Raw genomic sequence first — 26796 nt, 5'->3', positions numbered from 1 at the left:
TCGAAAGCACAGTTTCAGGGGCCGGACCTCTGAAGCTCAGGGGCGTTGTCGGGGTCCGCGGAGGCGGATGGGAGTGACCGTGCTCGCGGTGTCCTTGTTGAGCTGCTGCCGCAGGGCTTCGTTGTCGTGGAAGAGGGCGGCGATAGCCGTGTGTGCGGCCTTGAGTTTGTTCTCCAGGAGCGTGCATTCCTGGGTCTTCTTGGTCAGGCGCTTCTTGAGGTCGGCGATGGCCGCGTCGCGTTTCGCCTCGCCGGGGGTGGCCTTGCCGTGGGCGGCGAGATGCGCGTCCCACTCGGCCAGGATCGCGTGCGCACGGTTCATCGTCGCGCGGCTGACCTGGGCCTCTTTGTAGAGGTTCTCCTTAGTGCGTTGTGGCAAAGGGAGTCCCTGTTCGATGAGCAGGGGTTTCTTCGTGTGCGGGGCATGATCGCCTTGGGGTAGGGGCAGGCAGCGGACGGCTTGTTATGGATCGAGGAGGGTGCGATGCCGTCGGTGCTGGGGTTGATGGAACAGCGTGAGGCGCGGGCGAGGCAGGATCTGGAGTCCTGGACGGAGGTCCTGGAGCAGGCTCAGGCGGAGGTGGATGCCGCGCGGGAGCGGGTCGAGCGGGCCCGGGTGGGGCGTGAGGAGCTTGTGTCGGTGCTGGCCGGGGAGAGCCCGGTGAATACGCCGGTTCCGGTGCCGTCCGGTGGTGAGATGGCTGCCGCCGTGGGATCGGGCGGCCCGGGCTCGGGGCATGGCGGGCGGCCGCCGGTGTGGCGGTCGGGCATGGGTGAGGAGGTGCTCAGCGGCCTGTATCGGGAGGTGTTCGCCGCGGTGGTGGCCGCTTCGGGGCCGGTGAACGGGGTGGAGCTGACGCGGGCGGTGGGCCGGGAGGCGGAGATCAGGAACGAGGTGGAGAAGATCCGTCACCGTGCCTATGTGCTGGAGAAGCGGGGCTGGCTGGTGCGGGCGAAGGACGGACGGTTCATGCCTGAGCCCGGAGCAGTCGGCCGGGACGCTTCTCCGGCCAGCGCGGAGCGTCTGCGGCCAGGCGCCGGGACAGTCTGATCACGGCGGCCCACCACACCATCTGGGCGTGGTGGTCGGGGCGGCGTTCGTGGTCGCGGTTGAGGCGGCGTGAGCGGGAGAGCCAGCTCAGCGTCCGCTCCACGACCCACCTGCGGGCCAGTACGACAAATCCGCGTTGTCCGTCGGAGCGGCGCACGACCTCGGTCCGGACTCCGTGACGGGCGAACGCCTTCGCCAGCGCCGGACCCTGGTAGGCACTGTCGACCCACACCAGTTTCAGCAGCCGGCCCGGCTGCTGCATGAACGTCTCCAGCAGTGCGGGGGCGGCCTTGGAGTCGTGCACATCGGCCGTGGTCACGGTCACTTCCAGGAGCAGGCCCTCGGTGTCGGTCAGGATGTGACGCTTGCGGCCGTCACGTGACTTGCCGCCGTCGTATCCGCGACTGTCCTCGCCGACGGTCTCGGAGGCGTCCACCGACTGACTGTCGATGACTCCCGCGCTGGGCTCGGCGTTGCGGCCGGCGCGCTCCCTCGCCGAACGTCGCAGGCGTTCGTAGAGTTCACGCGCATAGTCGTAGGCCCGCCAGCGGCGGAAGAAGTCGTAGACCGCCCGCCAGCAAGGGAAATCGACCGGCAGAGCCGTCCACTTCACTCCGTTGTCGACCAGGTAGCGCACCGCGTCGAGCATTGTCCGGTGGCAGTACGCCTCGGGGCGCCCGCCCCGCTTCAGGAGCCAGGCCGGCACCGGCATCGCGGCGCGGACCTCGGCCCACTCCGCATCCGTCATGTCACTCGGATAGCAGCCTGCCCGCCGTCCCGGAGCGAGCGAACCGAACCGGTGCACGTAGCAGTCACACCCAGGGGTGACCGCGGTGGACGCATGCACAGAGATACTGCTCAACTGATCAGGCAACGGGCTTCCTTGGTCGTGCTGGTGTCGTAACCGCGTCACTACCAAGGGGCCCGTTCTCTCATGCCCGCGACCGCACCCGAACCTCCGTCCAGATGATCACCCGCTGCCGCTCGAACAAGATCCGGTTTGCCACAACGCACTTAGTGAGGCGACCGTCGGTCCGTTGTGGACGGCCCTCGAAGAGGCGGGTCATCGCTGCCCGCAGGGCGACGGCGGTCTTGGGGCTGACCTGATCTTCGGGATCGCCTTCGGCGCGGCCGGTCACTGGAGTCCTCCCGCCCTCTTGAGCACGTTGCGGGTGATGTCGAGCTCGCGTTCGGCGAGATCGCGGCGGCAAGCCGGCGTGGAGGGGTTGTTGATGAGCTGGAGCTGTATGCGCTGGTGGGAGCCGTAGATCGGCAGGTGCTCTGGACCGATCATGCTGTTCGCGCACCGGTCCGGTCGACAGCGCTCATCAAGAGGCCCGACGTGGCCGTCGGGGACGATCGCGTTCTCAAGGCAGACGGCGCCGACGGGGTTCTTGTGGTCGGCAGTGCAGTTGTTGAGTATGCCGAACCGGATGTGGATTCGTGTGGTTCGCAGAAGGGTATCGGCGGTGCGGGCATCTCCGTTGCGGGCCTTGACAGTGGCGTCGATCTGGTCGAAGGCGTCCTTGACGCGTTCGGCGCCGGGCCCGAATCCGATCTCCTCGCCTGCGGTGTGACGCTCGTAGAGGTCCTTGATCTTGCGGAACTTGACGTTGTCGAGTGCGTCTTCGAGGTATTTGGCCCACTCAGCATCGGAGGCGGCGTAGCCGCGGGTGGTTGCGTTGGCCAAGGCCCGCTTGGCGAGGTGCTTGAGCTGGATGCCGGTGGCGATTTCGGACCCGGGGAACTGGTCGGTGAGCATCGCCATCGTCTTGCGGAACATGTGCGGGCGGATGTATGTGGTGGGGATCTCGTCGAGCCCGGTCCAGTTCCGGGCGGCGTTCACGAAGGTCACGAACGACGCCAGCATGTCGACACCATCGAGGGTGCCGTCCTGCTTGGTGGCGTGGACGGGCGAGAAGACACGTTCGGAGTGCAGGGAGACGGCCTCGGCAACTTCGAGGGCTTCCACGAGGGGTTCAGCGATCCACCAGTGTTTGCCGGGGCGGTTGGTGGTGCCCTTGATCTTCGTGGAGGAGATGGCGGGAGTGCTGTAGTGCTCGACGACGGGCTCCCGCAGGATCTCGTGGATCTCCGAGTCACGCATCATCGAAAGGCCCACGACCAGTGTGAATGCCGCGTCACGAAGTGCCGTCTTCGCCTCGAACAGTGCCTGCTGGTCGAGGCCCGGGTGCCAGGGCCCTGTGCTGCCGTCCGGCCGGACGACCTGTACGAGTTCTCCGGTCAGGGCATGGGTCGTGATCCGCCCCTCGGCGACCGCATCCAGGATCAGGGTGCGCCGACGCCGCGCCCCTGGGCGGCCGAGGCCAGTGATCGCTGTCTGAGAGTTTGTCGTGTAGCCGAGCAGAAGCGTCAGCAGCTTCCACTGGACCTGTGGGACCTGCTCCTTCAACGACGCGGCATGGACGGGGATCTTGTTCTGAGGGTCGGCCAGCCACTCCTCAAATCGCTCGTCGATGCCGCGGACCGACGTCCGGGCGGCTGCCTTGAGTTCGCGGAGCCGGCGGTCGGCGCGCAGGACGTCGGGAGCGAAGTCGTGGAGGTAGGTCCATGCGGCGCGAATCAGCGGGAACCAGGTCTTCGGGGGAACGGTAGGGGTGGTGATGGCCCTGCTGGAGGTATCCGCGGCGACGCTGCGGGCATGCTGGCCAGGCCACGGATCCTCCGCTGGCCAGGCCAGGCTCAGCGCGGGCTCGGCTGCCGCCAGGTTCTTCAAGGTGCTCACGTGGCCCCGGACTGTTCTTGGGGAGGAGCCGTCGGCGGCCAGGTCGGTGATGCGTTGCCGTAGATCCTCCACCGTCCATCGGTCCGGGCTGCCTGGAAGACCCATCGTGCGGCCCCAGCGGGCGGCTGTCCGCAGGCGTGAGGCGATGTGGCTCAGAGTGCGGGGGTTGGCGGAACCGTCGAGGACGACGCCGCTCCTGAGGACCGCGGGGTGACGCTGGTTGAAGGTGATCATCATCAGCTCGCGGGCCAGTAGATTCCAGTACGGGTCGTCCAGTTCCAGGCTGAAGGAGACCTTCCACTCGCTGGAGCCGACGTTCGCCGGTCGTTTGAGGACCCCGTTGAAGTCCCACAGTTCGGTGTCACCGAACCGGGGAACGTAGGCTCCGGGCTCGCGGGCCTCGGGCAGCAGTGAGTGACCTTGGAGGACGGGTTCGTCGTCCCGAAACAGTGATGGGCGCCGCTGCTGGGGAAGGGCGAGGATCATGCGTCGAACTCCGTGTGCGCGGCCAGCGGCAGGTCGAGGGATGCCTCGCCGGCTTCGATGTGCTTGCGAGCCTGGGTGAGTTCCTCGGGCGTGCGGTCGTCCAGGACAGCCTTGAGGTTCACCCAGCTCTGCCCCCATAGCCGACTGAATGCCTGCGGCGTCTGAAGCGTACGAAGTCGTTCCAAGTGCGCCTTGAAGAGCAGGAGTTGAGGCAGGTTGGTGGGCAGGATCCAGGCGTTGCGGCATTCGAGGCAGCGCAGCGGGGCGACGGCGCAGAGTTCCCCGGGGCGGCTGAAGGGCGACTGGTAGGGGTTCTTGCAGTGGGAGACGCCCATGTCGAGCTGGCCGGTCATGATGTCCTCGGCTTCCTGCGCGGACAGGCCCGAGTCTTCGAGCAGGCCCTGGCCGATGTCCTCGGTGCCGGCGACGACGGTGGGGCCGTCAACGCGGTCGAGGGCCTTGTCGAGCCAGTGCTGCTGAGCAGTAGCGATCGTCCGGCCGGACATGATCCGCAGCGTGGTGCCCTGGGCATAGTGGCCAGCGAAGGTCTCCTCGGTGTGATCGTCTGCGGCGGCATCGATACGTCCCTCGGTGACGATGGCCTTCTCGACCTTCACCGATTTGCGTAGGCGGCCGATGTGCGGGGTGCCGTTGACCTCGACTTCCATGGCGGCCAGCCACTCGCGGAACTTCCCGCCGTTGGAGGCGGTGGGGTGCCAACGGTCAAAAACGGTCTTGTAGTTGGCGCGGACGGCAGCTCTGACGAAGAGCGTGTCGGTGACGTGCGGGGCCTTGGCGCGGACCCGGGCCGTGACGTCCAGGAGTTGCCGGACGACCTCGCTGGCCTCGCGCCGTGGCCAGTTCACTGTGAGCTGCCCGCCAGAACCGTCTTCCGCCGGTAGAGCATCGGATGGGGGCTGGTCGCGAAAGGCCCGGTGCCGCAGATGTCCCGCGCGGTTCTTGAGCAGAGTCAGTCGGACGCCCCTGGGCAGGAGTTCCACATCGGCCTCGCCGAAGCCGGTGACCTCTTCGGAGGTGTAGCCGGTGGCGTCCATCAGCAGGACGCGGAAGGCGTGCAGATCACGAGTGGTGGGATACAAACTCGCGAACAGCCTGCGCGCCAACTGCATGCGCGCGGACTGCGGATGAGGAACCCTGCCTGGCCCGGCAGTGAACTCCAGCAGTTCCAGAGGCCACTCGCGTGACGAAGGCATGAAGCGGCGGAAGTCGTCGAAGGCGATCTCCTCGTGTGCCAGACCCCACAGCAGGTCAGGGACGCTGGTCCAGCTGCCCTGCTCGGGGTGACGCCCCTGTTCGGCCAGGGCCCAGCCCTCATCCAGGCGCTTGCGGGTCGCACGAACGCTCTGCCACGCAGCGCGGACCATAGTGCGCTTCTCCTGACGGGTGAACTCGTCTCGTTCCGTCCACTCCCCACCGCCAAGAAGTCCAGGGCCGCGGGCGAGTCGGGCCAGGGCCGGAGCCACCTCGCGGTCGGGAAGGTCGTCCCGGCGGATGATCAGCACCCGCAGCGCGGAGGCGATCACCATCGGCCTGGCCGAGCCCGGCGCGTAGCCCTCGGGCAAGGACAGCTCCCACTTCACCAGCGTGTCGAAGAGATCCGGGTCCATCAGGCTCGCCCCCTCGGCCCCAGGAGCGAGTGCTTCGTCCACGTATCGGCAGAGGCGGTCGATCGCCTGCCGGTAGTTATCTGCTTGAGCTGTGACCGCGGTGGCGGCGACGTACTCGGTCCACTCGTCCGCCAGCTGCATGGCCAGCAGCGAGCAGCGGTATTCCGCCGGGTCCACCACCAGGAGCCTTTCCGGAATCTGCACCACCCGGGGGCCGATTCCCCCAGGCCGGACCGGGTTCGCCAGGGCGGCAAGGAGCCGCTCGCGTTCTTCTCTCTTTCGGCCCTTCCTGCGTGGCTTGCCCATCAGTGGCCCCCGTTCGCGCCGGACATCGCATGCGAGGCGATCTCGGCGTAGGTCGCCTCGTCGTCGCCCACCCAGCCGGAGAACGCGGCCTCGAACTCGTTGACCAGATCGTCCGTGTACTGCAGGTACTCGTAGGTGGTTTCCGGACTCGCGTGCCCAAGTCTTCGGCTGACGATCAGCAGCGGGTTGTGCCGGATGTGGCCGGTCAAGTACGACCGGTGCCGGCGACGGCGAGCCTGCAGGTCCGGCTCCTCGCCGTCCATGAGGTTCTCAAGATAGGTCAAAAGTCGCAGAGCGTAGGTATGCCGCAGGTCGTGCCAGCGCCAGCGTCGAGCCGGAAGCAGTGGCGTGGATCGGTCGGCGAGGTTCGTCATGCGCGTCCAGGCCCTATGGCGGTAACTCTTCCAGGCGTCCGCCCCCGGCATCAGACCGCCGCGGCAGACGAACAAGGACATCGCCTCCAGGCCGAACTCGCCCTCGTAGACGGTGATCCGGCGCAGCTTGGCGTCCATGGCCGACATCTGGAACTTGCGCACGACGCCGTCCAGGATGCCCCTCACCCGGCCGCCGGCGACGTCGACCTCACCCACCACGAACAGGTCGCGGGCCTTGCGCTCCAGCCCTCGGGCCGCCCTGCGGACGATGTCCGGACGTTCGAGCAGGCAGAACAGGTCGGCGGACGCGACGGCGTCCTCGGGGACGTAGATCGGGCGGGCTTTGCCGTATTTCGCGCAGGCTTGGACGGTGTACTCGGCTGCCCCTCCCGGCATTCCTGGCCAGAGTCCGATCTCGGGCAGCAGCACGGTCGCCCACTCCCGCCAGCGTGCCCCCGTGCCCAGAGCAATGTCGCTGCCCGCGCGGCCGCGCAGCGGCGACCATCCGCGAAAGACCGGATCCACCTGCGCGTTGGGCAGCTGCCCGCCCAGCCCAACGTCCCGGAAGTAGCGGTACTGCTCCAACGTGAGGTGCCGGATGTCCATGCCCGACCGGACCCGTGGCGCCAGCGCGTTACGTCCCCGCGCAGCCAGCCTCGCCGGGCGGTGCGGCAAGATCTTCCGGTCGACGAGGAAGCCGTAGAAGTCGTCCAGGACGAACGATTCCCGGCTCCAGACCGACGCGCCGACCGGCTTCTTCTGCCGCTGAGTCCGATGGCCTCGGTACGAGACGAGATCGGACTCCGACGCCGACAACACATCGCTGTCCAGACCGGCAAGATGGTCGTCCAGCCGGCCGATCACCCGCCCGTAGTCCTTCAGCGTGGTCTCGTCCAGCAGCGCCGTCGACAGATACCTGCCGAACTCGCACAGGGGCGGGACCGGCCTCTGTGTCTCCTCGTCGAGGTACACCGGCGTCCCATCGAGGATGCCCCGCCGTTCCAGCAAGGCGGCCACCGTCGCAGCGGAGATCACATTAGTGTCCAGGTACTTCTCCAGCAGCCCGGACTGTACAAAGGCAAGATCCACACTCGCCCCTCCCCAGGGGCCTGGGAGGAACTCCCATCAGCTCACCTTGAACCGCCCCGGGTTCGGTAGAGATCTCAGATTGTGGTGATGACCTGGGGTTTCGTGAGTTCGGTGTAGTAGTTGGCTTCGTATTCGACGGGCGGAATGTGGCCTATCTCGCCGTGGAGTCTTCGGTGGTTGTACCAGTCGACCCACTCGGCGGTGGCCAGCTCGACCTGGGAGAGCGTCTTCCAGGGCCGCCGGGGCTTGATCAACTCGGTTTTGAACAGGCCGATCGTGGACTCCATCAGGGCGTTGTCGTACGCGTCACCGACCGATCCGATGCTCGCCGCGATGCCGGCGGCGTCCAGGTGCTCGGCGAGCTTGAACGACGTGTATTGCGACCCGGCGTCCGAGTGATGGATCAACTCGCCCGGCTGAACCGGCTGTTTATCGCGGTCGCGTTGCCAGAGGGCCATCTCCAGGGCGTCCAGCACGAAGACGGTCTCCTTCACGGTGGCCGCGGACCAGCCGACGATCCGGCGGGAGAAGGTGTCCACGACGAAGGCGACGTAGACCACTCCGGCCCAGGTGGCCACGTGCGTGAAGTCCGCCACCCAGCACCGGTTCGGAGCGACGGCGACGAAGTCGCGGTCGACCAGATCGGGGGCCCGCTGGACCTGTCCGCCGGGGATCGTGGTGATGACGCGTCTGCCGCGCACTGCCCCCTGGATCCCGAGCTCGCGCATCAGGCGCTCGACGGTGCAGCGAGCCACCGCATGTCCCTGCCGGTTCAGCTCGCGCCAGACCTTCCGGGCCCCGTAGACACGGTAGTTGGACGTGTGGACGTCCTGGATCCGCTCCTTGAGTTCTTCGTCGCGCAAGCGGCGGGCGGAGGGCGTTTCGAGGCGTTTCTTGTGGGCGTAGTACGTGGAAGGGGCGATCTTGCAGTCGTGCTCGGTGAGCGTCCTGCAGATCGGCTCGACCCCGCCGAAGCGGTCCCGGTGCTCGTCGATGAACGCTACGAGCGCGTGTGTGGCCGGTCGAGCTCGGCCGCGAAGAAACTCGCCGCGGCCTTGAGGATCTCGTTGGCCCGCTTCAGTTCGGCGTTCTCCTTCTTCAACGCCTTGAGCTGGGCGGACTCCTCCGTCGTCGTCCCCGGACGCTGCCCCGCGTCGATCTCGTGCTGCTTGACCCAGTTCCGCAGCGTCTCGCGGGAACCGATGCCGAGCTTGTCCGTGACCGCCTGCAGGGCGGCCGTCTCGTTCGGGTGGTCGTCGCGCACCTCGGCGACCATGCGCACCGCACGGCGGCGCAGCTCAAGCGGGTAACGGGAGGGTCGTGCCATGACTCAATCCTTACATGGAATCGAGCCTCCACCTGACCCGGGGCGGTTCACCTGTCTCGTACCGCCACAACGAGTCGAGACTGAACCACACATCTCATGAGACAGATTTGAACAGCTGAAAGAAGGTGCGGTTACGGGAGAGCGGGGAGGAGCAGGTGGCGACCAGGTCACCGAGGCCCGCCAGTCCGGCGAGGGTAGCGGGGTGCGCGCCCATGGCCACGGCCAGCCGGGTGGTCTCGGCCAGACCGCGGGTGATGAGCATGGCGGTGGCGTTGTCACCCAGGCCCATGCCGGAGGCGATGCCGACCGCGAGGGCGATGACGTTCTTCACCGCGCCACCGAGCTCGCAACCAATCACGTCGGTGCTCGTGTAGGGCCGGAAGTACGAGGTGTGGCACGCCTGCTGCACGCGGACCGCGGCAGCTTTGTCGGGGCAGGCGACGGTTGCCGCAGCGGGCTGTCCCTCCATGATTTCGCGGGCGAGGTTCGGCCCCGACAGCACCGCCACCCGCTCCGCCGGAATACCGGTCACCTCGGTGGTGACCTCGCTCGCCCGCTTTCCGGTGTCGCGCTCGATGCCCTTCATCAGCGACACGAGCACGGTGTCGGGCCCGACGTGCGGCGCCCACGCGGCGAGGCTGCTCCGCAGGGACTGCGCCGGGATGGACAGCACGAGGAAGTCCGCGCCCTCCAGCGCGGCGGCCGGGTCGGTCGTCGCCCTCAAGGAGGCGGGCAACTCCATGTCCGGAAAGTAACCGGGGTTGCGGTGGGTTGCATTGATCGCGTCGGCGATCTCGCTACGGCGGGCGTGCACAATCACGTCGCTGCCGGCGTCAGCCATGATCTTGGCGACGGCGGTGCCCCAGGAACCGGCAGAGAACACCGCCACGTGGGCGGAACGCTGTTGAGTCACTGCAGGGTCCTTCTGGCTAGTGCTCTGACCGCATAGGTTCACCGGTTTGGTCTCTCCGGGCTCTGCGCCGGTTCAGGGAGCGATCGTGGCCGCCCAGGTACGGAACAGCGTGAGGGCCTCGGTGAGGTTTCCGGGGCCGCACGCGGCGTGGAAGGTCTTCTCGGCGGTCCAGGCCCAGACCCAGTCCTGCGTGGTGCGGTTGATCTCCTGGTGGGGGTACTCGCGTTCTTCCAGGTCGGTCTCTGCCAGATCGATACTGACAGTCCAGCCGGGGTTGTCGAGCGTGGCGATCTTCACGCCCCACTCGTGTTCCCAGTCCCCGTCGCACTGCTGCGCGTACCAGTTCTGCAGCCAGTCAAGGAGGGGCTCCGGATCGCTCATGGCAGGAGATGCTAAACGAGTCGCGTGCCGGGCTCGGGCGTGGCTGGTCCAACCGGCACGGGAGACGCGGTGGCGGAACCGGTACGAGTACGCAGACTGACCTCCCAGGAGGGGCAGCGGCTGCAGCAGATCGTGCGCCGGGGCAGCACCAGCTCGGTGCGCTACCGCCGCTCGATGATGCTGCTGGCGTCGGCCGGCGGGAACCGGGTGCCGGTCATCGCCCAGCTTGTTGCGGCCGACGAGGACACCGTGCGCGATGTCATCCACCGCTTCAACGAGATCGGCCTGGCCTGCCTGGACCCTCGGTGGGCGGGAGGCCGTCCCCGCCTACTCAGTCCTGACGACGAGGACTTCGTTGTCCAGACGGCCACCACCCGCCCGACCAAGCTCGGCCAGCCTTTCACCCGCTGGTCCATCCGCAAACTTGCCGCCTACTTGCGGAAGGTACACAGCCGGGTCATTCGCATCGGCCGGGAAGCCTTACGCGGCCTGCTCGCCCGCCGCGGCGTCACCTTTCAGCGCACCAAGATCTGGAAGGAGTCCCCGGACCTCGACCGCGACACGAAGCTGGATCGGTTCGAGGAGGTCCTGGACCGCTTCCCCGACCGGGTGTTCGCCTTCGACGAGTTCGGCCGTGCGCCACGAGGCGCTGAGGAATCGTGCGGGAGGAGGAACCCGCCGCTGGTCATCGCAGTGACCGGTTGAAGCTGGAGGCAGGCTGATCCCCAGGTCGGGGGTGAGGCCGGAAGCAGCCTCGACAACGTAGGGGCGGGCCGCGACCACCAGGTGAACCGCCCCGGGTCAGGTGGAGGCTCGATTCCATGTAAGGATTGAGTCATGGCACGACCCTCCCGTTACCCGCTTGAGCTGCGCCGCCGTGCGGTGCGCATGGTCGCCGAGGTGCGCGACGACCACCCGAACGAGACGGCCGCCCTGCAGGCGGTCACGGACAAGCTCGGCATCGGTTCCCGCGAGACGCTGCGGAACTGGGTCAAGCAGCACGAGATCGACGCGGGGCAGCGTCCGGGGACGACGACGGAGGAGTCCGCCCAGCTCAAGGCGTTGAAGAAGGAGAACGCCGAACTGAAGCGGGCCAACGAGATCCTCAAGGCCGCGGCGAGTTTCTTCGCGGCCGAGCTCGACCGGCCACACACGCGCTCGTAGCGTTCATCGACGAGCACCGGGACCGCTTCGGCGGGGTCGAGCCGATCTGCAGGACGCTCACCGAGCACGACTGCAAGATCGCCCCTTCCACGTACTACGCCCACAAGAAACGCCTCGAAACGCCCTCCGCCCGCCGCTTGCGCGACGAAGAACTCAAGGAGCGGATCCAGGACGTCCACACGTCCAACTACCGTGTCTACGGGGCCCGGAAGGTCTGGCGCGAGCTGAACCGGCAGGGACATGCGGTGGCTCGCTGCACCGTCGAGCGCCTGATGCGCGAGCTCGGGATCCAGGGGGCAGTGCGCGGCAGACGCGTCATCACCACGATCCCCGGCGGACAGGTCCAGCGGGCCCCCGATCTGGTCGACCGCGACTTCGTCGCCGTCGCTCCGAACCGGTGCTGGGTGGCGGACTTCACGCACGTGGCCACCTGGGCCGGAGTGGTCTACGTCGCCTTCGTCGTGGACACCTTCTCCCGCCGGATCGTCGGCTGGTCCGCGGCCACCGTGAAGGAGACCGTCTTCGTGCTGGACGCCCTGGAGATGGCCCTCTGGCAACGCGACCGCGATAAACAGCCGGTTCAGCCGGGCGAGTTGATCCATCACTCGGACGCCGGGTCGCAATACACGTCGTTCAAGCTCGCCGAGCACCTGGACGCCGCCGGCATCGCGGCGAGCATCGGATCGGTCGGTGACGCGTACGACAACGCCCTGATGGAGTCCACGATCGGCCTGTTCAAAACCGAGTTGATCAAGCCCCGGCGGCCCTGGAAGACGCTCTCCCAGGTCGAGCTGGCCACCGCCGAGTGGGTCGACTGGTACAACCACCGAAGACTCCACGGCGAGATAGGCCACATTCCGCCCGTCGAATACGAAGCCAACTACTACACCGAACTCACGAAACCCCAGGTCATCACCACAATCTGAGATCTCTACCGAACCCGGGGCGGTTCAAGGCGGTTCGTGCCCGCAAGCGAAGACGGAATGGGTGCAAGGAAACTGAACCAGTGGTCGAAGCCCCGTGAGTCGTCAGCGGCCTGCCGAATCTGGTGGATGGGTCGCTTTGCGGTGCTGGAGGGGGCCTTGTCCGATGGCCTCTCCTCCCTGGTCGTCCGAGCGTGGGACGGTCTGGGGCCCGGACCAAGACTGCGATGCGCGGTCCGTGGCGATGCCGCCGGGGTAGAGCTGGGCACCGACGCCGTTGAAGAGATCCTCAGTGAACGTGGGAAGCGATCCGGTGTCGCCCTCCCGCCTGGCCGCCAGCCGGGCGGCGGGCAGGTGCGACGCTCGCTGATGGCACCGGATCGTGGCGGAGTCGCCGTAGTACTCCGAGGTCGGGAGAGCCGGCCGCATGGGGAAGGGCGACAGCGTGATAGCAGCGGTGCTGCTGCCGGGGAGGAGCGTTGTTGAATAACGACGCGCCGCCGACATCTTGGCCGAGTATCTTCGCGGCCGAGCGGCGGGTACTCGGTCATCAGCTCAAGCTGCACCGATGGGCAAGGGCCGATCCGGACCGCCGGTTCGGTGACGTGTTCAACCTGATCTGCGACCGGTCCACCTTGTTGGTGGCCTGGGAGCGGGTGTCGGGCAACCAGGGTGCCAGGACAGCGGGCGTGGATGCGGTGACGCGGCATCACGTCGAGGACTATGGAGTGATCCAGTTCCTGGAGGAGCTTCGTGCTTCGCTCAGGGACGGGTCGTTCACCGCGCTGCCGGTCAAGCAGGCGGTGATCCCGAAGAAGGGCGGCAAGGTCCGTCACCTTGGGATTCCCACGCTGCGTGACCGGGTCGCGCAGATGGCCCTCAAGCTGGTCCTGGAACCGATCTTCGAGGTCGATTTCTACCCGTCTTCGTACGGGTATCGGCCCGGACGTCGTGCTCAGGATGCCATCGCCGAGATCCACCAGCTCGCCAGCCGCTCGTATGAGTGGGTGGTGGAAGGGGATATCACCGCATGCTTCGACAACGTCGACCATCACGTCCTGATGGACTTGGTGGCCGAGCGCATCAAGGACCGCAAGGTCTTGCGCCTGGTCAGTGCCTTTCTGCGGGCCGGGGTCGTTGAACTGCACGGTGGCTTTGCGGAAAGCCTCACGGGCACTCCGCAGGGCGGGGTCGCCTCCCCGCTGCTGGCCAACGTCTATCTCTCCGTCCTGGACCGGTACTTCTCCCGGATCTGGGACGAAGAGATGAGTCCACGCTGGCGCAGGCAGTACCGGCGCCGGAAGGGGCTGCCGAACTACCGACTGGTGCGTTACGCCGACGACTTCGTCGTGCTCGTGCACGGCACCAGGTCTGAAGCGGAAGCGCTGAAAGGGCAGATCGGCGGGTTGCTGGCCAGCAGGCTGAAGATGACCCTCTCGGTCGAGAAGACCCACATCACCCACATCGACGACGGCTTCGTGTTCCTGGGCTTCCACATCCAGAGGAAGACCCGGGGCGACGGACGCCGCGTCGTACTCACGATCCCGGCGAAACAGGCGCTGGCATCGGTGATGCACAAGATCAAGATGTTGACGGGGCAGGGCACCACCTCGCTCTCGTTGGCGGAGGTGCTGCGGAAGGTCAACCCGGTCCTTCGGGGCTGGGCAGCCTACTTCCGATACGGCGCATCGAAGAAGACGTTCTCCTACCTGGGCTGGTATGCGTGGTGGAGGCTGATTCTGTGGATACGCCGCAAGCACCCCCACCTGACCTGGAAGCAACTGCGGCGGCGCTATTACGGGGCCGATCGCATCGCGGAGGATCGTATGGTCCTCTACAACCCGGCGAAGATGCGGGTCGAGCGCTACCGCTATCGCGGCGCGCAGATCAGCACGCCATGGAACATCGACGAGGTCGACCCCGAGGAAGCGCGCTTCCGACGGACCGGCCACGACGACATGGCCTTCGTCGGCCGGGTCAGCGAGCACCTCACTTGACTCATCGGGTCACGTGGAGAGCCGGATGCCCGGCCAACGGGCACGTCCGGTTCGGCGGGCGGGGACGGGAAGACCGACACCAGAAACGGTGCACGGCGTCCCGTCTCCGACCCAACCCCTGGGTATACGGCCCACGATGGGCTCGGGCTGGGCCGCCGCCGGACACCCCGAGCGGCATCCCGCCACCTACCACCGCACTCACGGGATCCGGTACTTCCACGGCTGCTACTCAGTCGGCGACGACACCCTGTGGGGCGTCAACCGACGCAAGAAGGGCGCCGCGAACACGCTGGCCGCGCTGAAGTCGATCCGGGCCGCCCGCCCCGACGGAGCCCCGATCTACGTGATCTTGGACAACCTGTCCGCCCATAAGTGCGAGACGATCCGCCGCTGGGCGAAGAAGCACCGGGTCGAGCTGTGCTTCACCCCGACCTACGCGTCCTGGGCCAACCCGATCGAGGCCCACTTCGGGCCGCTGCGGCCGTTCACCGTCGCCAACTCGAACCACCGCAACCACACCGTCCAGACCCGGGCCCTGCACGCCTACCTGCGATGGCGCAACAAGAACGCCAGTCACCCCGACGTCCTGGCAACTCAACGCCGCGAACGTGCGCGTGTCCGCAGTGAGAAAGACATCCGCTGGGGCAGACGACCAGTCGCTGCGGCGGCGTGAACGACGCCGGGAGTGGGGACCACCGGCTCAGTCACCGGATAGCGTGTCGGCCGGAGGACGGCCCGGGGTTGCACGGCGCCACTCCCCTGTTCACATGCGCTGGAGGAACTGTTGACGGGCTGGCGGCGATTCGAGCTCCTGCAGGGGGCTAAGACCGAGTACCGGGAGATTCGCCAGGAAGGCATCCGATGCTTCCTCCGCTGGGGCGCGATAGACACCAGCGGCAAGGCGAGCACGTCGACGCTGGACAACGAACAGCACGCCAGCCGCCACGCTTCCCGCAAGATCAACGAATGGCTCCGCAAGGGCTTCGCCGAGGTCGAGCGGCCGTTTGACGTCGCCGAACTTGACCAGCAGACACCCGTCCTCGACGTGATCAAGTCAAGCACCCAGCCGCATGCCCCGGTCCCCGAGTATCTGCCGATCGATGGCTTTGACGAGACGTACCACCGCAGCCATGCCCCGGATCACCCGATGGGATTTCACGAGTACTTCGTACTGCGAGACCAGGGACGCAGCGCCGTTCGCTTCACCGTGCGCGGACAGTGCCATGACCCCGCGGCCGTGTCGTCCTTCCTGGCCGTCCTCGGCGCCGGGCGCGACCTGCCCTTCGACGGGCAATCCCACCACAAGGTGCCGCTGTCAACACCGGTGGGACCCTTCAGTCACGCCTTGTTTTGCGCGCCGGCACTCGGGCAAGCCTGCATCGCGTATCCAGCCATCGCCGCTCGCGTCGCGACAGCCTTCCCAATCTTCGACTGCGAGATCGGTGACGCGGATCCGGAAGTCCTCGTCGACGCGCGAATCCGCGGCCATGGTGCACTGCCCCACAGCGACTGGAGCCGCCAGCCACAGCCGGTCGTCGATCTCAGGTTCGATGTCCAGCCGTCCAACTACCAGCGGACGCAGACCTTCAAGGTCTTCACATCCGCAGTCCTCAAGGCGCTCCTGGATGTCCTTCCGACTGCGGCATCCCAGAGTTGGCTGGAGGTCCGCTCCTTCCGAGGCGAGACCAGGCGTTTCACACCCGAGACCGCCACACCATTCTCCGAAGTCACCTCCTTCCTCCACGGCTGAGCCTGCTCGGAGCCTCGTCCGCGATCGCACACGACGCAGCTCCGGCATGCCTCACCAAAGACAGGGCCGACCCGGTGAACGTATGCGGTCAGAGCACTAGGCCCTGTGTGATGTCGTGATCAATCGGCTGCTCGCAGGAGGTCCTCGAGCCAGATCATCGAGGCGCGGAGTTCGAGACCGGCGAGGTAGCTCTCGGGTGTCTTGTCGAAGCGGGTGGCGATGCCGCGCCAGTCCTTCAGCCGGTTGATCAGGCGCTCGACGGTGTTGCGTTCCTTGTAGAGGTCGGTGTCGTGGCTGACGGGCCGCCCGCCCCGGCTGCCTCTCTTCTTGCGGTTGGCGGCCTGGTCCTTCTTCTCCGGGATGACCGCCTTGATGCGGCGTTTCCGCAGGTGGGCGCGGTTGGCGCGGGACGAGTACGCCTTGTCCGCGGCGACCGCGCCGGGCCGGGTGCGGGGCCGGCCGACCGGCAGGCGGACGCGAATCTTGTTCAGCACGGGAATGAACTGCGGGCTGTCCGCGGCCTGCCCGGCGGTCAGGACGAACGCCAGCGGCCGGCGCCTGCGGTCGGCGGCGAGGTGAATCTTGCTGGTCAGCCCGCCACGGGACCGGCCGAGCAGGGCTTCCTTCAGGCGGAGCCGGTGTCGCCGGCGGACGCGCCGGCGTTCTTCCCGCTCCGGCCCGTTTCCGCCGCGCTGCCCGTTGTGTTCCGCCTCGCCGCCCCCTTTTGCCGGGCCTGTTCCTGCTCGGCGGCGGCTTCTTCCAGAGCCTCCATGACGTCCTCGCCGACGAGCATCCCGGCGGCGTCGTGGTGCGCGCGGACGGTCGTGGAGTCCACGCCGACCAGGGACAAGTCCGTCCTGCCCCGGCGGGCGGCCTCAGCGATCAGGCCCTCCAGCAGGGCGGTGAAGACACCGGCGTTCCGCCAGACCCGGAAGCGCCCGTAGACGGTCGGCCACGGCCCGAACTCGCCCGGCATCTCACGCCACTGCGCGCCGGTCCTGAACCGCCAGATCACCCCCTCGAACTGATCCCGCAGCCGCTCGGGGTACGGGCCGTACTCGCCTATCGGCAGGAACGGCTCGATCAACTTCCACTGCTCGTCGGTAAGTTGCCTGCGCGTCACGACCGTCTTCCTACCGGATCCGCCCTCCAGACGGACCCGGATCGGCGAGACTGATCACAACATCACACAGGCCCTAGCGCGACCTTGTCGCCGGGCTGGCGGCTGGGGCACGTCCGTGCCGATCTGCGTGCCGATCGGGACGTTCACGGCCTCGGCCGCAGCGTACTGTGCGGCGAAGGTCCGCTCGTCGTCTGCTTTCTCCTGCTCGACGTTGGCTGGGCAGCGGGCCGCGTCCTCGGAGAGTGCGGTATCGAGCCGGGGCCGGCGAACAGGGCGAGTGTGGGGCGGGGTGCCTCTATGTGGTTCGCCAAGGAAAAACGGGCTGCAGTGGGGTGGGATGACGGGCAGCATGGCGGGGTGTCTGAGCTGCTGTGGGATGACGTCGCGTACTTCTTCGACTCGGACTTGATGGGGTCGCTGCCGGACGTGCGTGTGCCAGATGCCTCGATGGAGGACTGGCAGGCGGTCCTCGATCTCGTTGGTGAGAGCGACTGGAAGTTCCAGTACTCCGAAGGCGAGACGGTGCTGCCGATGCCCCGATCCGAGGCAGTGCTCTCCCGTCCAGCTGACGCCGAGTGCCCCGAGCTGCGGGTCTGGCCGTCAGACGATGTGTTGGCGATCTTCCGTTTTCATGCGATCGAGGAGATCGACTTCGATGTGGATCTCCGCGAGCTTCAGGGACAGGAGCGACTGGATGTGTTCTGCGGCTTTCTGCGGGCGATCGGGCGACGGTTGGACAAGCCGGTGCTGATGGATTCAGAGGGCGACTACGGTCATTCGGTACTCGGGTTCGATGTTGAAGCCGACTGTGTCGTGCTCCTGGCTGAACCGCCGGTCATGTGACCGCTGCTGCTGGCCGGGATGCGTAGAAGGTCCCGTCGCGCAGCATCGCGAAGAGGACGTGGGCTCGATGTCTGACCAGGCAAGGCAGGGTCTGGGTGTAGTGCTTGCCCTGGCTGATCTTTCTGTCGTAGTAGGCCCTGGGTGTCGGGTCAGAACGTGCGGGCGTGCTGGAAGACAGTGTCGAGCCGCTCACGCAGACCGTGGTCGGTGACGAGTTTCAGGGCGCGGGCGAAGTCGTCCTGAGTAGCGGCCAGTTGGGCGCGCTGTTGGCGTACATGGTCGGCGAGGACGGTGTGTCCGGCCCCGGAGGCGCCGGGCAGGCTCCGCGCGGCGTAGATCACGGTGAGCGGAAAGGCGAAGCAGGCGTGAAGGAACCCGTACGCGGGCCGCTCGGTGCCGCGCCACGGAGAGAAGTAGGTCTCGTCGTCGGGAATGGTGATCTGGAGCGCGACCAAGGCGTCGTTGAGCCAGTTGTGGGCGGTTTCGTGGACGAGGTCGCGGCCCAGCACGGCAGCGTCGCTGGTGTGATCGGTGAAGACGGTCGCCGGGAGCCGGGTGATGGCGAAGCTGCGCAGGGTCTGGTCGAGGCGGCGCCGGCCGGTCAGACAGATCACGGTGGCGTGCGCCTCGACGAGCTCGTCGAGGCCGGCGGCGGTGACGTGGGCGATGGCATCGTCGGTCAGCGCGGCCAGGGGCTCGGCGGCGCGGGTCGTATCGGGGCCGAGGACGTAGTACGGGGTGTCGGAGTGTGGGCCGCGGATCATCTCGTCGTCGTTCGGGGCGATCATGATGCGTGGGCCGAGGCGGGAGGGATGAACCAGGCGGTCCAGGGTGGGCCCAGCTGTGTTCCGGTACCAGTCGAGCGTGGTCGTGTCGCCGCGGCGGGCGGCGTTCTCGGCGCCTTCGAGCCGGTGGTGTGCCAGGGCGTAGGCCAAGGGCAGCGCTTTGTCGCCCGGCGGCGGGGTGTGCCCGGGGTGGAGCAGTTCCAGGATGACGGCGGTGCGTTCGCGGCGGTGGGTGGCGATGGTGTCCAGGTCAAGTGCGGCGGCGATGTCGTTCATGTCGGCAGGCTCCTTGGCTGCGGGGCCCCGGTGCCGGGCCCACGGGGCGCCGGCACCGGGACTGTGATGAGGGGCAGGCTGCTGGGTCGGCCCGATCAGCTGGGGCGGTCCGCCGTCGGGGTGGCCGGGGCCGGCTCGGCCTCGGTGTCCGGGGCGCTCCAGGCGTCGGCGGAGACGCTGGAGGTGTGCGCGGTCAGGCGCACGGTGCTGTCGTCGCGCAGCTGGTTCACGGCGGCGAGGAACTCGCCGCACGCATCGGTCGTGTCCATCTTTTCCTCCAGGGGGTTGCTGGGACTGGTCGGATGCACCGCACGAGGGGGCGGGCTGCGGATGGGCGGGGCCATGGCCGGATCAGGCTTCGCTGATCAGCCAGCTGATGAACTTGCGTTCGCGCCCCGCGCGGACCGGCTCGGTGCCGTGAGTGACCTGGGATCCGTACAGCAGCGCGGTGCCGGGGGCGGGGCGCACGTTCCAGCGGGTGCGCGGCATGGTGCGGAACCAGTCGGCGGAGTGGTCCGCGCCGTCGTAGGTGAACGCCATGGCCGGGTGGTAGCCGTCACCACCCGGCTGGTCGCTCCACAGAGCGGGGTGGGAGGTGGTTTCGACGAAGAACTCGCCACCGGCTTCGGCATGTTCGAGGACAACGCTGATCCCGGCGAGCTGGCGGACGGGGTCGGTGGGGCGCGGGGCGATTCCGTCGACGTGCGGGGTGATGTGCTGTCCGGGCGCGTACTCGACGTACATCCATTCGCGGCAGGAGGTCAGGGCGGGCAGGGCGCGCCGCAAGGCGGGCATCGCCCGCTCGACGGCATGGGCAAGGATCTTGGCCGCGGTTTCGGGCGGCGGGTGGATTTCGAGGCGGCCGGCGGGCTCATAGACGGCCATGGCCTGCTTGCTGGTGTGATCAGGGATGGAGTGCAGGGTGGTGGTGCGCTCGGTATCGAAGCGGCAGACGCCGTCATCGCCGAGGACGTCGTCCACGACGGTGATGAGGGTGGCGACCTCGTCGGGGGTGAGGAAGTTCTCGATGCTGGAGACGGTGAGTGTCTCCGCTATATGGATCATCATGCCTCCCGGCTGGGGTGGGGCGGGCGGAGGGCGCATGCGCATCCGGTGACCGCCGGGGTGTGGCGGACAACGTGGGTGAGGGTGCGCACGGCCTGCTCGAGGGCGACGAAGTAGTCGGCCCACGTGCTGCCGGGGGCCGGGGTGAGGGTCAGGTTGAGGACCGGGTGCCGGCGGCTGGTTCGGGCGCTGGTCAGCTCGGTGCGGACTATGCGCGCGGTGACGGCGGCGGGCAAGTAGCCGTCGGTGGCGGCGAGCGCGTGGCACAGCCGGGCGGCGAGCCCGGCGTACTCAGCGCGGGTGCGCGGCAGCAGGCCGACGCGGAAGGCGGACGGGGTCAGGACGGTACCCAAGTGGGCATGGCCCTGGCAGGAGTCGTAGGTGACGGCCTGCCAACTGCGGGTGATCGTATCGACCAGAGGCCACACCCTGTCCTCGATGCCGTCGCGCCACTGGGGGTGGTGTGGGTCGAGGTCGTCGGCTTCGTGTTGGCCAGGCAATCCGACGGCGTTGATGTTGCCGTGGTTGCTGCGCCGGAGCCGGGCCGAGGTTCGGGGAGCTGCCGGGTCGTCCCAGCGGGCGAGGAAGGCATCGGCGTCATCAATGACGTTCGGGACGGTGGGCCGCCAGTGGGCGCGGAAACAGTGGGCGCCGGCCGGATGGTCGGGGGCGGCGAGCAGGTGGGCCATGCCGTCGATGAGGCGGGCGCGGTGGTCGCAGTATGCGTCGTCGCTGCCAGTCGCCTTCAGCATGCGCCAGCGGGTCGCGGTGCACCCGCCGCCGCAGACCGACCGGTACGGGCAAGAAGCGCACGTGGTCATCAGCTGTCGCCCTGTGGTGAGCAGCGGGTTGGCGTGCTGGGCCGCAGTTACGTCTGCCTCACTTCGGGCGGCGGCGAGCGGCAGCAAATGAGCCTGGGGCCAGGGAAGTTCATCGCAGGATCCGAAGCGGCCGTCGGGGTAGGCGGTGAAGACGTGGGAGCACTTGTGCGCGGCGAAGTGGCAGTGGGCGGTCTCCAGACCCTTGAGGCGGCGAATCGCGGCGACGGCCGGGTCGAGTTTGATCCGGCGGAAGTGGCCGGCACCGATCCAGCGGGCCGCGGCGTCGAGGACGAACTCGGCGTACTGCCCGGGAGTGATCGCCCAGGCTGCGCCGTCCTCGCCGACCGCAAGGGCCTGGAGACGGCGGCTGGGACTGGTACGCCGGCCGGCGGCCTTCAGCGGCCGGGTGACGGCGGTGTCGAAGGCGGGCAGGAGATGCACGGCGCGTACCGCCTCGAAGGCGGCGATGTGGTCGATGACCTCCGCGGCACGACCCAGGACGGAGGGGGTGACCACGGTGACGATGCCGCAGCTGCCTCTGCGCTCGGCAAGCAGGTTCAGAGCGTTCACGATGTGCGGGTAGATCGCGGTGCCGTCGTAGCCGACGCGCCAGGAGTTGCCCTGTTCGTCGCCGTCCAGGGAGATGCCGATGTGTAACCCCGGGTAGTGGGTGTCGAACAGGTCGAGCCACTCGTCGTCCAGCCGCACACCGTTGGTCTGCAGGTGGACGCGGTGCACGGTGGGCTGGGCGCCGAGCTCGTCGAGCAGGGCGGCCATGGCCTGCTTGCCGACGGTCAGGGGTTCCCCGCCGTGCAGTTCGATCGCGAGAGGCCGCTCACCGAAGATCTGGCCGAGGCGGCGTACGTGCTTCGGGGTGATCTGGGCGCCGCCGGGCGCGAACTTGCGCTTTTCGAAGCAGTAGAGGCAGTCGACGTCGCATGTTTCGCCGCGCAGCTTGAGGACGACGGAGACCGAGGCGCTGTGGTCGGTGTCCTCCAGAGGCCGCCACACCTCGGCGCCCACAGTCGTTGTGGAGGTAGTGAGCGTGCTGGACATCGGGACCTCCCCGATTCGTAGGTAGATGGATGAATCAGGCGCGGGCGCGCCGGGCGGCGGCCGTCTGCCAGGTGCGCATCCGGCCGTCGGAGAGCGGGGCGCGGGCGTCGCCACGGCGCAGGAACCAGCCGTCGCTGTAGCGCTGGGGCAGCCAGCCGAAGCCGCCGAGACCCGCCTCGTCGAGCGGCTCCGGCTCGGCGTCGGTGGGCCAGAGCGCGAGCAGGGCGTCGGCGAGACGGACCTGGACGGACGCGAAGAAGGGACTGTGTGCGGCGGTGCTCAGCCACCGTGGCTCGGGCAGCGTCGGCACGGGAGTGAACCGACCAGCGTCGTCGTCGCTGCTCAGTAGGCTGGGCAGCCACTTCTCGCCGAGCAGCGGGGCGCCGGCGGCCACGGTCTCGGCCTGGGCGACGACACGGGCGAGTTGGTCCCACACCAGGTCGGCGTGCGGGTACAGGCCCGCCTGAGCCAGACCGAGCAGGTCCTCGGCCAGGCTCGCCGCCGCCTCGCAGCGATCCGCGAGCGCCCACCGCTGATAAGTGGCACGCTGCTCGGACGTCAGGACCTCCGCCTGGTCCGATACCCAGGCGAGCGGACGGGCCGTGCGCAGGGCGGTGAGGTCGTTCAACCGGCCCCGGACCGTGCGGAAGGTCTCGATGTTGTCGCGTGTCACGGCGAACGCGTCGAGCAGCGTGCGCCAGTCGTGCACGGTGGTCTCGCTCACCGCCTGTACGTCGATGCGGATGCCGCCAGTGAGGCGCGACCTCAGCTCGGGGGCCGGGCCGCGGTCGGTGGGGGTGACAAGGAGGAGGTCCACGTCGCTGTGCTGGTGGGCCAAGTTTTCGGCAAGAGCACCCACGAGCCACACGTCGGCACCGAAGTGCTCGTCGGCGAGTTCGGCGGCGGCCTGCTCGGCGACCTTGAGCCGGATCTGCAGCCACGGGGCGGGCTGCGATGCGAAGGTCATCGGGGCACGTTCCCTTCCGGGATCAGGACTTCGGCGGCGGTCGTGGCGGCCCAGGCGTCGAGGACGGCGCGGACATCGTGGCGCTGGGCGCCGATGTGCGGGGTGGCGAGCAGATTCAGCGGCCCGGGTGGATCGCTGTGGGGCCACAGCGGGAGGTCGGTCGGCTCGACGGGGTCGAGGGCGAGCCCTCCGAGCCGACCTTCAACGAGCGCGCGCAGGCAGGCATCGACATCGAGCGTGCCGAGGCGACCGACGCAGATCAGCAGCGGGCGCCGTGCCCGGGCCCCGGCGAGGAACGTGGCGTTGAACCTGCCTCGGTTCTCGGCGGTGAGCGGCAGCGCCACGACATGGGCGTCTGCCCAGACCGGCAGCTCGTCACCGGAGCGGGCAGGCAGTGCGCTGGGCAGGCTCGGCCGGGCCGCGAAGGCGATCTCGCCAACGTGCGGGGCGAGGGTCCGCGCGCAGGCACGGCCGATCGGCCCGGCACCCCAGATCGCCAGCCGCATCCGGGAACTGGGCGGGGCGAGGCACTGCTGCTTGACGTGCTGACCGCCCATCAGGGCTGCATGTCCATAAGGGATACGGCGGGCGAGGCAGAGCAGGGCGGCCAGGGCCTATTCGGCGACCGCGTCGGCGGCCGGGGTGGGGTTACGGTGCATGGTGATGCCGCGGCGCTCGAGCGCGGCGACGTCGATGCCGTCCAGCCCGGAGCCGGCCCGGATCACGTGCCGCAGCGCGGGCCATGTGCTCAGTCGGCTGGCGTCAAGGAGCTGCCCGGAGCGCAGCACCAGGACCTCGGCCCGGGAGACGAGTTTCGCGTCTGCGGAGGCGAGGCCATCGATCTCCCGGATCGTGCAGCCGGGCAGGTGCTTCTGCAGCAGCTCGGTGTCGGCTGCGCCCCGCACGCTGACGAGCAGGGGCGCCGGAGTCGCTTCGGTCACCGCTCCGCCCTCCTGCAGGGCGGAGCGGGGGTGGTATAGCGGCCGAAGGCGAGGTCGCCGTCACCCATGAGCACCTCCAGCGGGGACGGGGCGTTGAAGTAGTCCTCGCAGGCCGCCTTGACGCCGGGCAGCCCGTTCCACGCCTTGGGGTTGGTCTGAAGGTCGGCGTAGTCGTCGACGACGAGCGCGCCGCCCGGAGCCAAGCGGGGCACGCACGCGGTCAGGCAGGTGCGGATGGAGTCGTAGTAGTCGCCGTCCAGGTAGGCGAAGGCGATCTGGGCAGGGAGTTGGCCGGGCAGGGTGTCGGCGAACCATCCGGGATGGATGACCGGAGGGGTGCGGCCCCAGAGGTCGTGCAGGGCCAGAACCTGTTCCGGCTCGGCGCGCAGGAAGCCGGGCTCGAACAGCTCCGGGTCCTCCTCGCCCCGTTCGGGCAGGCCCTTAAACGAGTCGTAGACGTGGATGGGCCGCTGCTGTTGTCCGCCTGAGTCGAGGACGGCGCGCATCCACAGGGCCATGGCGCCCTGGTAGCAGCCGAGTTCGACCACGGCGCCGGGCACGGCGTCGGCGCCGAGGCGTTCGAGCTCGGTGCGGATGGCGGGCAGCCGGTCGGCGTCCACGGTGTCGCTGTGGTGTTCCAGCAGCCAAGCGGACAGCTCGGTCAGGACGGCGGCGGTGGGCAACGAGTGCATGGTCACCACCGGTCCACGAGGACGTCGCGGTCGGCGGCGAGCGCGTCCAGGAGCTGCTGGTTGACGCGCGGCAGCAGGTACTTCTTGGGAAGTTCGGTCAGCGGCACCCATTCGAAGCCGACTTGGATCGGGTCGGGCGGGTCGGACTTGCGCGGAGTGGTGTTGACGTCGATGAGTTCGGCGAGGAAGTTGTGCTGGGTCTTGTGGACGGTGCCGAACTCGTCGTTGTACTGCTCGGGGACGTACTCCACGATGAACAGGAGCCGGGAGGCGCGCACGCGCAGTCCTGTCTCGTCCTTCACCTTGCGGGCGACCGCGTCCCGCAGCGGCTCCCCGGCGATTGCCTTGCCGCCGGGCAGGTTGTAGTGGAAGCCGGAGTGGTCGTCGTACGACATCAGCAAGATGCGGTCGTAGTGCACGATCGCGGCCTTGACCGACACGCTGATGCGGGGCAGAGGCGTCATGGTGCGGTGCATTCCTTCCCTCGTCGGGCCGCGTGGCCCAGTGGCCGCGCGGGTGTGGTGCGGGGATGGAGCAGACGTGAGCGCGTGCTACAGGCAGGCGCGCGCTGCAGGGTCGGCGATTTGCAGCAGGTCGGCGACATCGGACAGCGGCGTGCCCTCGGTGGTGAAGGAGCCGGTGGTCTGGAAAGAGGCGGCCACATGGCGCATCGCGGCGAGCGCGGCGCGCGAGAGCTGGTTGGCGTAGATGACCAGGGCGAACCCGGCCGCGCGGAGCTCGTCCGGAGCCAGGTGCGCGAACGCGGTGGGCACGGTCACCAGCGGCACCGCCCCGGGCCAGGCTTCGGCCGTCGCCAGGGCCTGGGTGCCGGTGGGGTCCTTGGAGTGAATAAGGACCGCGTCCGCGCCAGCCGCCGCGTACGCCGCCGCTCGCTGAACCGCCTCCCTCACGCTCGCCCCGCAGATCAGGGCCTCGGTGCGGGCGATGAGCGCCACCTCGCTACCCGCGGCCTCGCGCATCGCGACGATCTGCTCGTTTATCGTTTCCACACGGGTGAGAACCTGGCTGCGGTGGAGCGCGAAGGAGTTGACCTTGGGGTAGGCGCTGTCCTCCAAGCAGAGGGCGGCGGCTCCGGCGCGGGTGAGGTCGCCGGCGAAACGGCGGGCAGTGGCCGGGGTGCCGCCCGCGTTGTCGACGTCCACGATCACCGGCAGCGCCGCCGTGCGGGCGAGGGCGAGGACGGTGTCGGCCAGATCCCGCGGGCCCAGCACGTTCTCGTCCGGCAGGCCCAAGGCCGTGGAGACCTCCAGGCCCGACACCCACAGGGCGTCGAAGCCGGTCTCCACGGCGACCTTGGCGGCCACCGCGCTCGAGGCGCCGACCGCCCGCAGCGGCCGGTGAGCGCGGGCGGCGGCGGCGAGCCGAGTAGTGAGCGGGACTATGTCGGCCTCGGTGGGGGCGCTCACGTCGCAGCTCCTTCAGGGTTGGGCAGCAGGCCGTACTCGTCGAGGGCCTGCCAGGCGGTGTGCAAGACAGCGGCGCGGCCCTGTGCGGCGTTGATCCGTACGACTGGGCCCAGGGCGGGGAAGGCAGCGGGCGCGTCGGTCACCGACTGGTAGACCTCGCGGACCTTGGCCTGAATTTCCAGGACGTCCCAGTCGGGGCGGGTGGCGTCCCCGGAGCGGTCGGCGGCTCGCTCCATCGCGGCCTCGGGCGTGATGTCCAGGACGAGCGTGAGGTCGGGGACTAGGACGAGCTGTTCGGTAAGTCGGGCGTAGGTCTCCTTGGGGGTGCGGTCGTGCTTGACCGCGAAGAATGCCAGTTCGGACAGTAGCCACCGGTCCGCGATGACCGGCCGGGCCGGCAGCGACGGGGCGATCAGTCGGTGGGTGGTGGCCTGCTTGTCCGCGGCGAGTGATGACAGGTAGCGGTCCTGGTTGTCCGGGGTGGGCTGGTACTTGCCCTCCACCAGGTCCACCGCGACGCCCGGATCGAGGAAGTTGGTGGTCAGCACGGCGAGCGGGGTGATGCGGAACAGGCCCTCGAAGATGCGGAACAGGCCCTTGCGTAGGGTCGTCTTGCCGGTGCCGTCCAGGCCCTCGATGACGATGAAGGGGTAGCGGTCCATCGGC

Annotated in this window: 23 protein-coding genes and 5 pseudogenes; 7 read left to right on the top strand and 21 right to left on the bottom strand. The window is 68.3% G+C overall.

Features of this window, described 5'->3' with window-relative positions; all coding sequences use genetic code 11:
- Positions 1-36 precede the first annotated feature (36 nt).
- Positions 37-378 carry a hypothetical protein gene (locus tag V4Y04_RS02385; protein ID WP_332425485.1) on the bottom strand — a complete coding sequence of 114 codons (342 nt, stop codon included), beginning with the start codon at positions 376-378 and terminating at the stop codon, positions 37-39.
- 105 nt (positions 379-483) lie between these two features.
- On the opposite strand from V4Y04_RS02385, the gene V4Y04_RS02380 reads away from it, so the two are divergent.
- Positions 484-1050 (top strand): hypothetical protein, encoded by a 567-nt coding sequence (locus tag V4Y04_RS02380; protein ID WP_332425483.1) that lies wholly within the window; start codon positions 484-486, stop codon positions 1048-1050.
- Here V4Y04_RS02380 and V4Y04_RS02375 read toward each other — a convergent pair.
- The 7 genes and pseudogenes from V4Y04_RS02375 to V4Y04_RS02345 form a co-directional block, all read right to left on the bottom strand.
- Positions 968-1798, bottom strand: a complete 831-nt coding sequence (locus V4Y04_RS02375) for an IS5 family transposase (RefSeq protein WP_332425481.1) — start codon at positions 1796-1798, stop codon at positions 968-970. The genes V4Y04_RS02380 and V4Y04_RS02375 overlap by 83 nt on opposite strands.
- 387 nt (positions 1799-2185) lie before the next feature.
- Positions 2186-4282 (bottom strand): integrase, encoded by a 2097-nt coding sequence (locus V4Y04_RS02370; RefSeq protein ID WP_332425479.1) that lies wholly within the window; start codon positions 4280-4282, stop codon positions 2186-2188.
- Positions 4279-6117: a hypothetical protein gene (locus tag V4Y04_RS02365; protein ID WP_332425477.1), complete on the bottom strand. Its 1839-nt coding sequence runs from the start codon at positions 6115-6117 to the stop codon at positions 4279-4281. The genes V4Y04_RS02370 and V4Y04_RS02365 overlap by 4 nt, the downstream gene beginning before the upstream one ends.
- A gap of 98 nt (positions 6118-6215) precedes the next feature.
- Entirely contained in the window at positions 6216-7679 is a 1464-nt protein-coding gene (locus V4Y04_RS02360) for a hypothetical protein (RefSeq protein WP_332425475.1), read from the bottom strand.
- A 74-nt stretch (positions 7680-7753) separates the two neighbouring features.
- Positions 7754-9006, bottom strand: a protein-coding gene (locus V4Y04_RS02355) for an IS3 family transposase (protein WP_332425473.1) whose coding sequence is annotated in 2 segments (ribosomal slippage) — positions 7754-8724 and positions 8724-9006 — 1254 coding nt in all. Because the reading frame shifts where the segments join, the coding sequence is not laid out codon by codon here.
- Positions 9007-9127: 121 nt separating this feature from the next.
- Positions 9128-9919 (bottom strand): annotated as a pseudogene (locus V4Y04_RS02350) (NAD(P)H-dependent glycerol-3-phosphate dehydrogenase); the annotation flags it as partial.
- A 72-nt stretch (positions 9920-9991) separates the two neighbouring features.
- Positions 9992-10300: an immunity 53 family protein gene (locus V4Y04_RS02345; RefSeq protein ID WP_332425474.1), complete on the bottom strand. Its 309-nt coding sequence runs from the start codon at positions 10298-10300 to the stop codon at positions 9992-9994.
- A 69-nt stretch (positions 10301-10369) separates the two neighbouring features.
- Here V4Y04_RS02345 and V4Y04_RS02340 point away from each other — a divergent pair.
- The 5 genes and pseudogenes from V4Y04_RS02340 to V4Y04_RS02320 form a co-directional block, all read left to right on the top strand.
- A pseudogene (locus V4Y04_RS02340) lies at positions 10370-10966 on the top strand (helix-turn-helix domain-containing protein); the annotation flags it as partial.
- A gap of 171 nt (positions 10967-11137) precedes the next feature.
- A protein-coding gene (locus tag V4Y04_RS02335; protein WP_332425473.1) for an IS3 family transposase occupies positions 11138-12390 on the top strand; the annotation gives its coding sequence in 2 pieces (ribosomal slippage) (positions 11138-11420 and positions 11420-12390; 1254 coding nt in all).
- A gap of 479 nt (positions 12391-12869) precedes the next feature.
- The gene (ltrA, locus tag V4Y04_RS02330; protein ID WP_332425472.1) at positions 12870-14384 is read left to right on the top strand and encodes a group II intron reverse transcriptase/maturase; all 1515 of its coding nucleotides are present in this window, start codon (positions 12870-12872) and stop codon (positions 14382-14384) included.
- Positions 14385-14499: 115 nt separating this feature from the next.
- Positions 14500-15057: pseudogene (locus V4Y04_RS02325) on the top strand (transposase); the annotation flags it as partial.
- A gap of 111 nt (positions 15058-15168) precedes the next feature.
- Complete coding sequence (locus V4Y04_RS02320; RefSeq protein ID WP_332425470.1) at positions 15169-16134, top strand: WGR domain-containing protein; 966 nt, start codon at positions 15169-15171, stop codon at positions 16132-16134.
- Positions 16135-16253: 119 nt separating this feature from the next.
- On the opposite strand, the pseudogene V4Y04_RS02315 reads toward V4Y04_RS02320, so the two are convergent.
- A pseudogene (locus V4Y04_RS02315) lies at positions 16254-17257 on the bottom strand (IS5 family transposase).
- 357 nt (positions 17258-17614) lie between these two features.
- On the opposite strand from V4Y04_RS02315, the gene V4Y04_RS02310 reads away from it, so the two are divergent.
- Positions 17615-18100, top strand: a complete 486-nt coding sequence (locus V4Y04_RS02310) for a hypothetical protein (protein WP_332432679.1) — start codon at positions 17615-17617, stop codon at positions 18098-18100.
- Here V4Y04_RS02310 and V4Y04_RS02305 read toward each other — a convergent pair.
- From V4Y04_RS02305 to V4Y04_RS02250, 12 genes and pseudogenes are all read right to left on the bottom strand, one after another.
- Positions 18093-18260 (bottom strand): annotated as a pseudogene (locus tag V4Y04_RS02305) (IS110 family transposase); the annotation flags it as partial. The gene V4Y04_RS02310 and the pseudogene V4Y04_RS02305 sit on opposite strands and share 8 nt — an antisense overlap.
- Entirely contained in the window at positions 18250-18864 is a 615-nt protein-coding gene (locus V4Y04_RS02300; RefSeq protein ID WP_332432678.1) for an aKG-HExxH-type peptide beta-hydroxylase, read from the bottom strand. The pseudogene V4Y04_RS02305 and the gene V4Y04_RS02300, both read right to left, overlap by 11 nt.
- 392 nt (positions 18865-19256) lie before the next feature.
- On the bottom strand, positions 19257-19430 hold the full coding sequence (locus V4Y04_RS02295) for a hypothetical protein (protein WP_332425468.1): 174 nt from the start codon (positions 19428-19430) through the stop codon (positions 19257-19259).
- 82 nt (positions 19431-19512) lie between these two features.
- Positions 19513-20226, bottom strand: coding sequence for a 2OG-Fe(II) oxygenase (locus tag V4Y04_RS02290; RefSeq protein WP_332425466.1), 714 nt, complete (start codon positions 20224-20226; stop codon positions 19513-19515).
- Positions 20226-22103, bottom strand: a complete 1878-nt coding sequence (locus tag V4Y04_RS02285; protein WP_332425464.1) for a radical SAM/SPASM domain-containing protein — start codon at positions 22101-22103, stop codon at positions 20226-20228. The genes V4Y04_RS02290 and V4Y04_RS02285 overlap by 1 nt, the downstream gene beginning before the upstream one ends.
- Positions 22104-22137: 34 nt before the next feature.
- Complete coding sequence (locus V4Y04_RS02280; RefSeq protein WP_332425463.1) at positions 22138-23070, bottom strand: nucleotidyltransferase domain-containing protein; 933 nt, start codon at positions 23068-23070, stop codon at positions 22138-22140.
- Positions 23067-23672, bottom strand: a complete 606-nt coding sequence (locus V4Y04_RS02275; protein ID WP_332432677.1) for an NAD(P)-dependent oxidoreductase — start codon at positions 23670-23672, stop codon at positions 23067-23069. The genes V4Y04_RS02280 and V4Y04_RS02275 overlap by 4 nt, the downstream gene beginning before the upstream one ends.
- 12 nt (positions 23673-23684) lie before the next feature.
- Positions 23685-24011: a hypothetical protein gene (locus V4Y04_RS02270; protein ID WP_332425462.1), complete on the bottom strand. Its 327-nt coding sequence runs from the start codon at positions 24009-24011 to the stop codon at positions 23685-23687.
- Positions 24008-24703 (bottom strand): TylF/MycF/NovP-related O-methyltransferase, encoded by a 696-nt coding sequence (locus V4Y04_RS02265; protein ID WP_332425461.1) that lies wholly within the window; start codon positions 24701-24703, stop codon positions 24008-24010. Before V4Y04_RS02265 ends, V4Y04_RS02270 begins: the two co-directional genes overlap by 4 nt.
- Positions 24704-24705: 2 nt before the next feature.
- Entirely contained in the window at positions 24706-25167 is a 462-nt protein-coding gene (locus V4Y04_RS02260; RefSeq protein WP_332425460.1) for an NUDIX domain-containing protein, read from the bottom strand.
- Positions 25168-25254: 87 nt separating this feature from the next.
- Positions 25255-26130 carry an isocitrate lyase/phosphoenolpyruvate mutase family protein gene (locus V4Y04_RS02255; RefSeq protein ID WP_332425458.1) on the bottom strand — a complete coding sequence of 292 codons (876 nt, stop codon included), beginning with the start codon at positions 26128-26130 and terminating at the stop codon, positions 25255-25257.
- Positions 26127-26792, bottom strand: coding sequence for a dTMP kinase (locus V4Y04_RS02250; RefSeq protein ID WP_332425456.1), 666 nt, complete (start codon positions 26790-26792; stop codon positions 26127-26129). Before V4Y04_RS02250 ends, V4Y04_RS02255 begins: the two co-directional genes overlap by 4 nt.
- Positions 26793-26796 lie beyond the last annotated feature (4 nt).

The organism is Streptomyces sp. P9-A2, from assembly GCF_036634175.1.
Lineage (GTDB): Bacteria > Actinomycetota > Actinomycetes > Streptomycetales > Streptomycetaceae > Streptomyces > Streptomyces pratens.
Note: the sequence above shows the minus strand (reverse complement) of the source record. Positions and strands in the feature narration are given on the sequence as shown.

Coding starts and splice junctions, on each gene's coding strand:
- V4Y04_RS02380 (WP_332425483.1), top strand. CDS start 484: ATGCCGTCGGTGCTGGGGTTGATGGAACAGCGTGAGGCGCGGGCGAGG.
- V4Y04_RS02375 (WP_332425481.1), bottom strand. CDS start 1,798: ATGACGGATGCGGAGTGGGCCGAGGTCCGCGCCGCGATGCCGGTGCCG.
- V4Y04_RS02370 (WP_332425479.1), bottom strand. CDS start 4,282: ATGATCCTCGCCCTTCCCCAGCAGCGGCGCCCATCACTGTTTCGGGAC.
- V4Y04_RS02345 (WP_332425474.1), bottom strand. CDS start 10,300: ATGAGCGATCCGGAGCCCCTCCTTGACTGGCTGCAGAACTGGTACGCG.
- V4Y04_RS02300 (WP_332432678.1), bottom strand. CDS start 18,864: ATGATCCGCGGCCCACACTCCGACACCCCGTACTACGTCCTCGGCCCC.
- V4Y04_RS02295 (WP_332425468.1), bottom strand. CDS start 19,430: ATGGACACGACCGATGCGTGCGGCGAGTTCCTCGCCGCCGTGAACCAG.
- V4Y04_RS02290 (WP_332425466.1), bottom strand. CDS start 20,226: ATGATCCATATAGCGGAGACACTCACCGTCTCCAGCATCGAGAACTTC.
- V4Y04_RS02285 (WP_332425464.1), bottom strand. CDS start 22,103: ATGTCCAGCACGCTCACTACCTCCACAACGACTGTGGGCGCCGAGGTG.
- V4Y04_RS02280 (WP_332425463.1), bottom strand. CDS start 23,070: ATGACCTTCGCATCGCAGCCCGCCCCGTGGCTGCAGATCCGGCTCAAG.
- V4Y04_RS02265 (WP_332425461.1), bottom strand. CDS start 24,703: ATGCACTCGTTGCCCACCGCCGCCGTCCTGACCGAGCTGTCCGCTTGG.
- V4Y04_RS02260 (WP_332425460.1), bottom strand. CDS start 25,167: ATGACGCCTCTGCCCCGCATCAGCGTGTCGGTCAAGGCCGCGATCGTG.
- V4Y04_RS02250 (WP_332425456.1), bottom strand. CDS start 26,792: ATGGACCGCTACCCCTTCATCGTCATCGAGGGCCTGGACGGCACCGGC.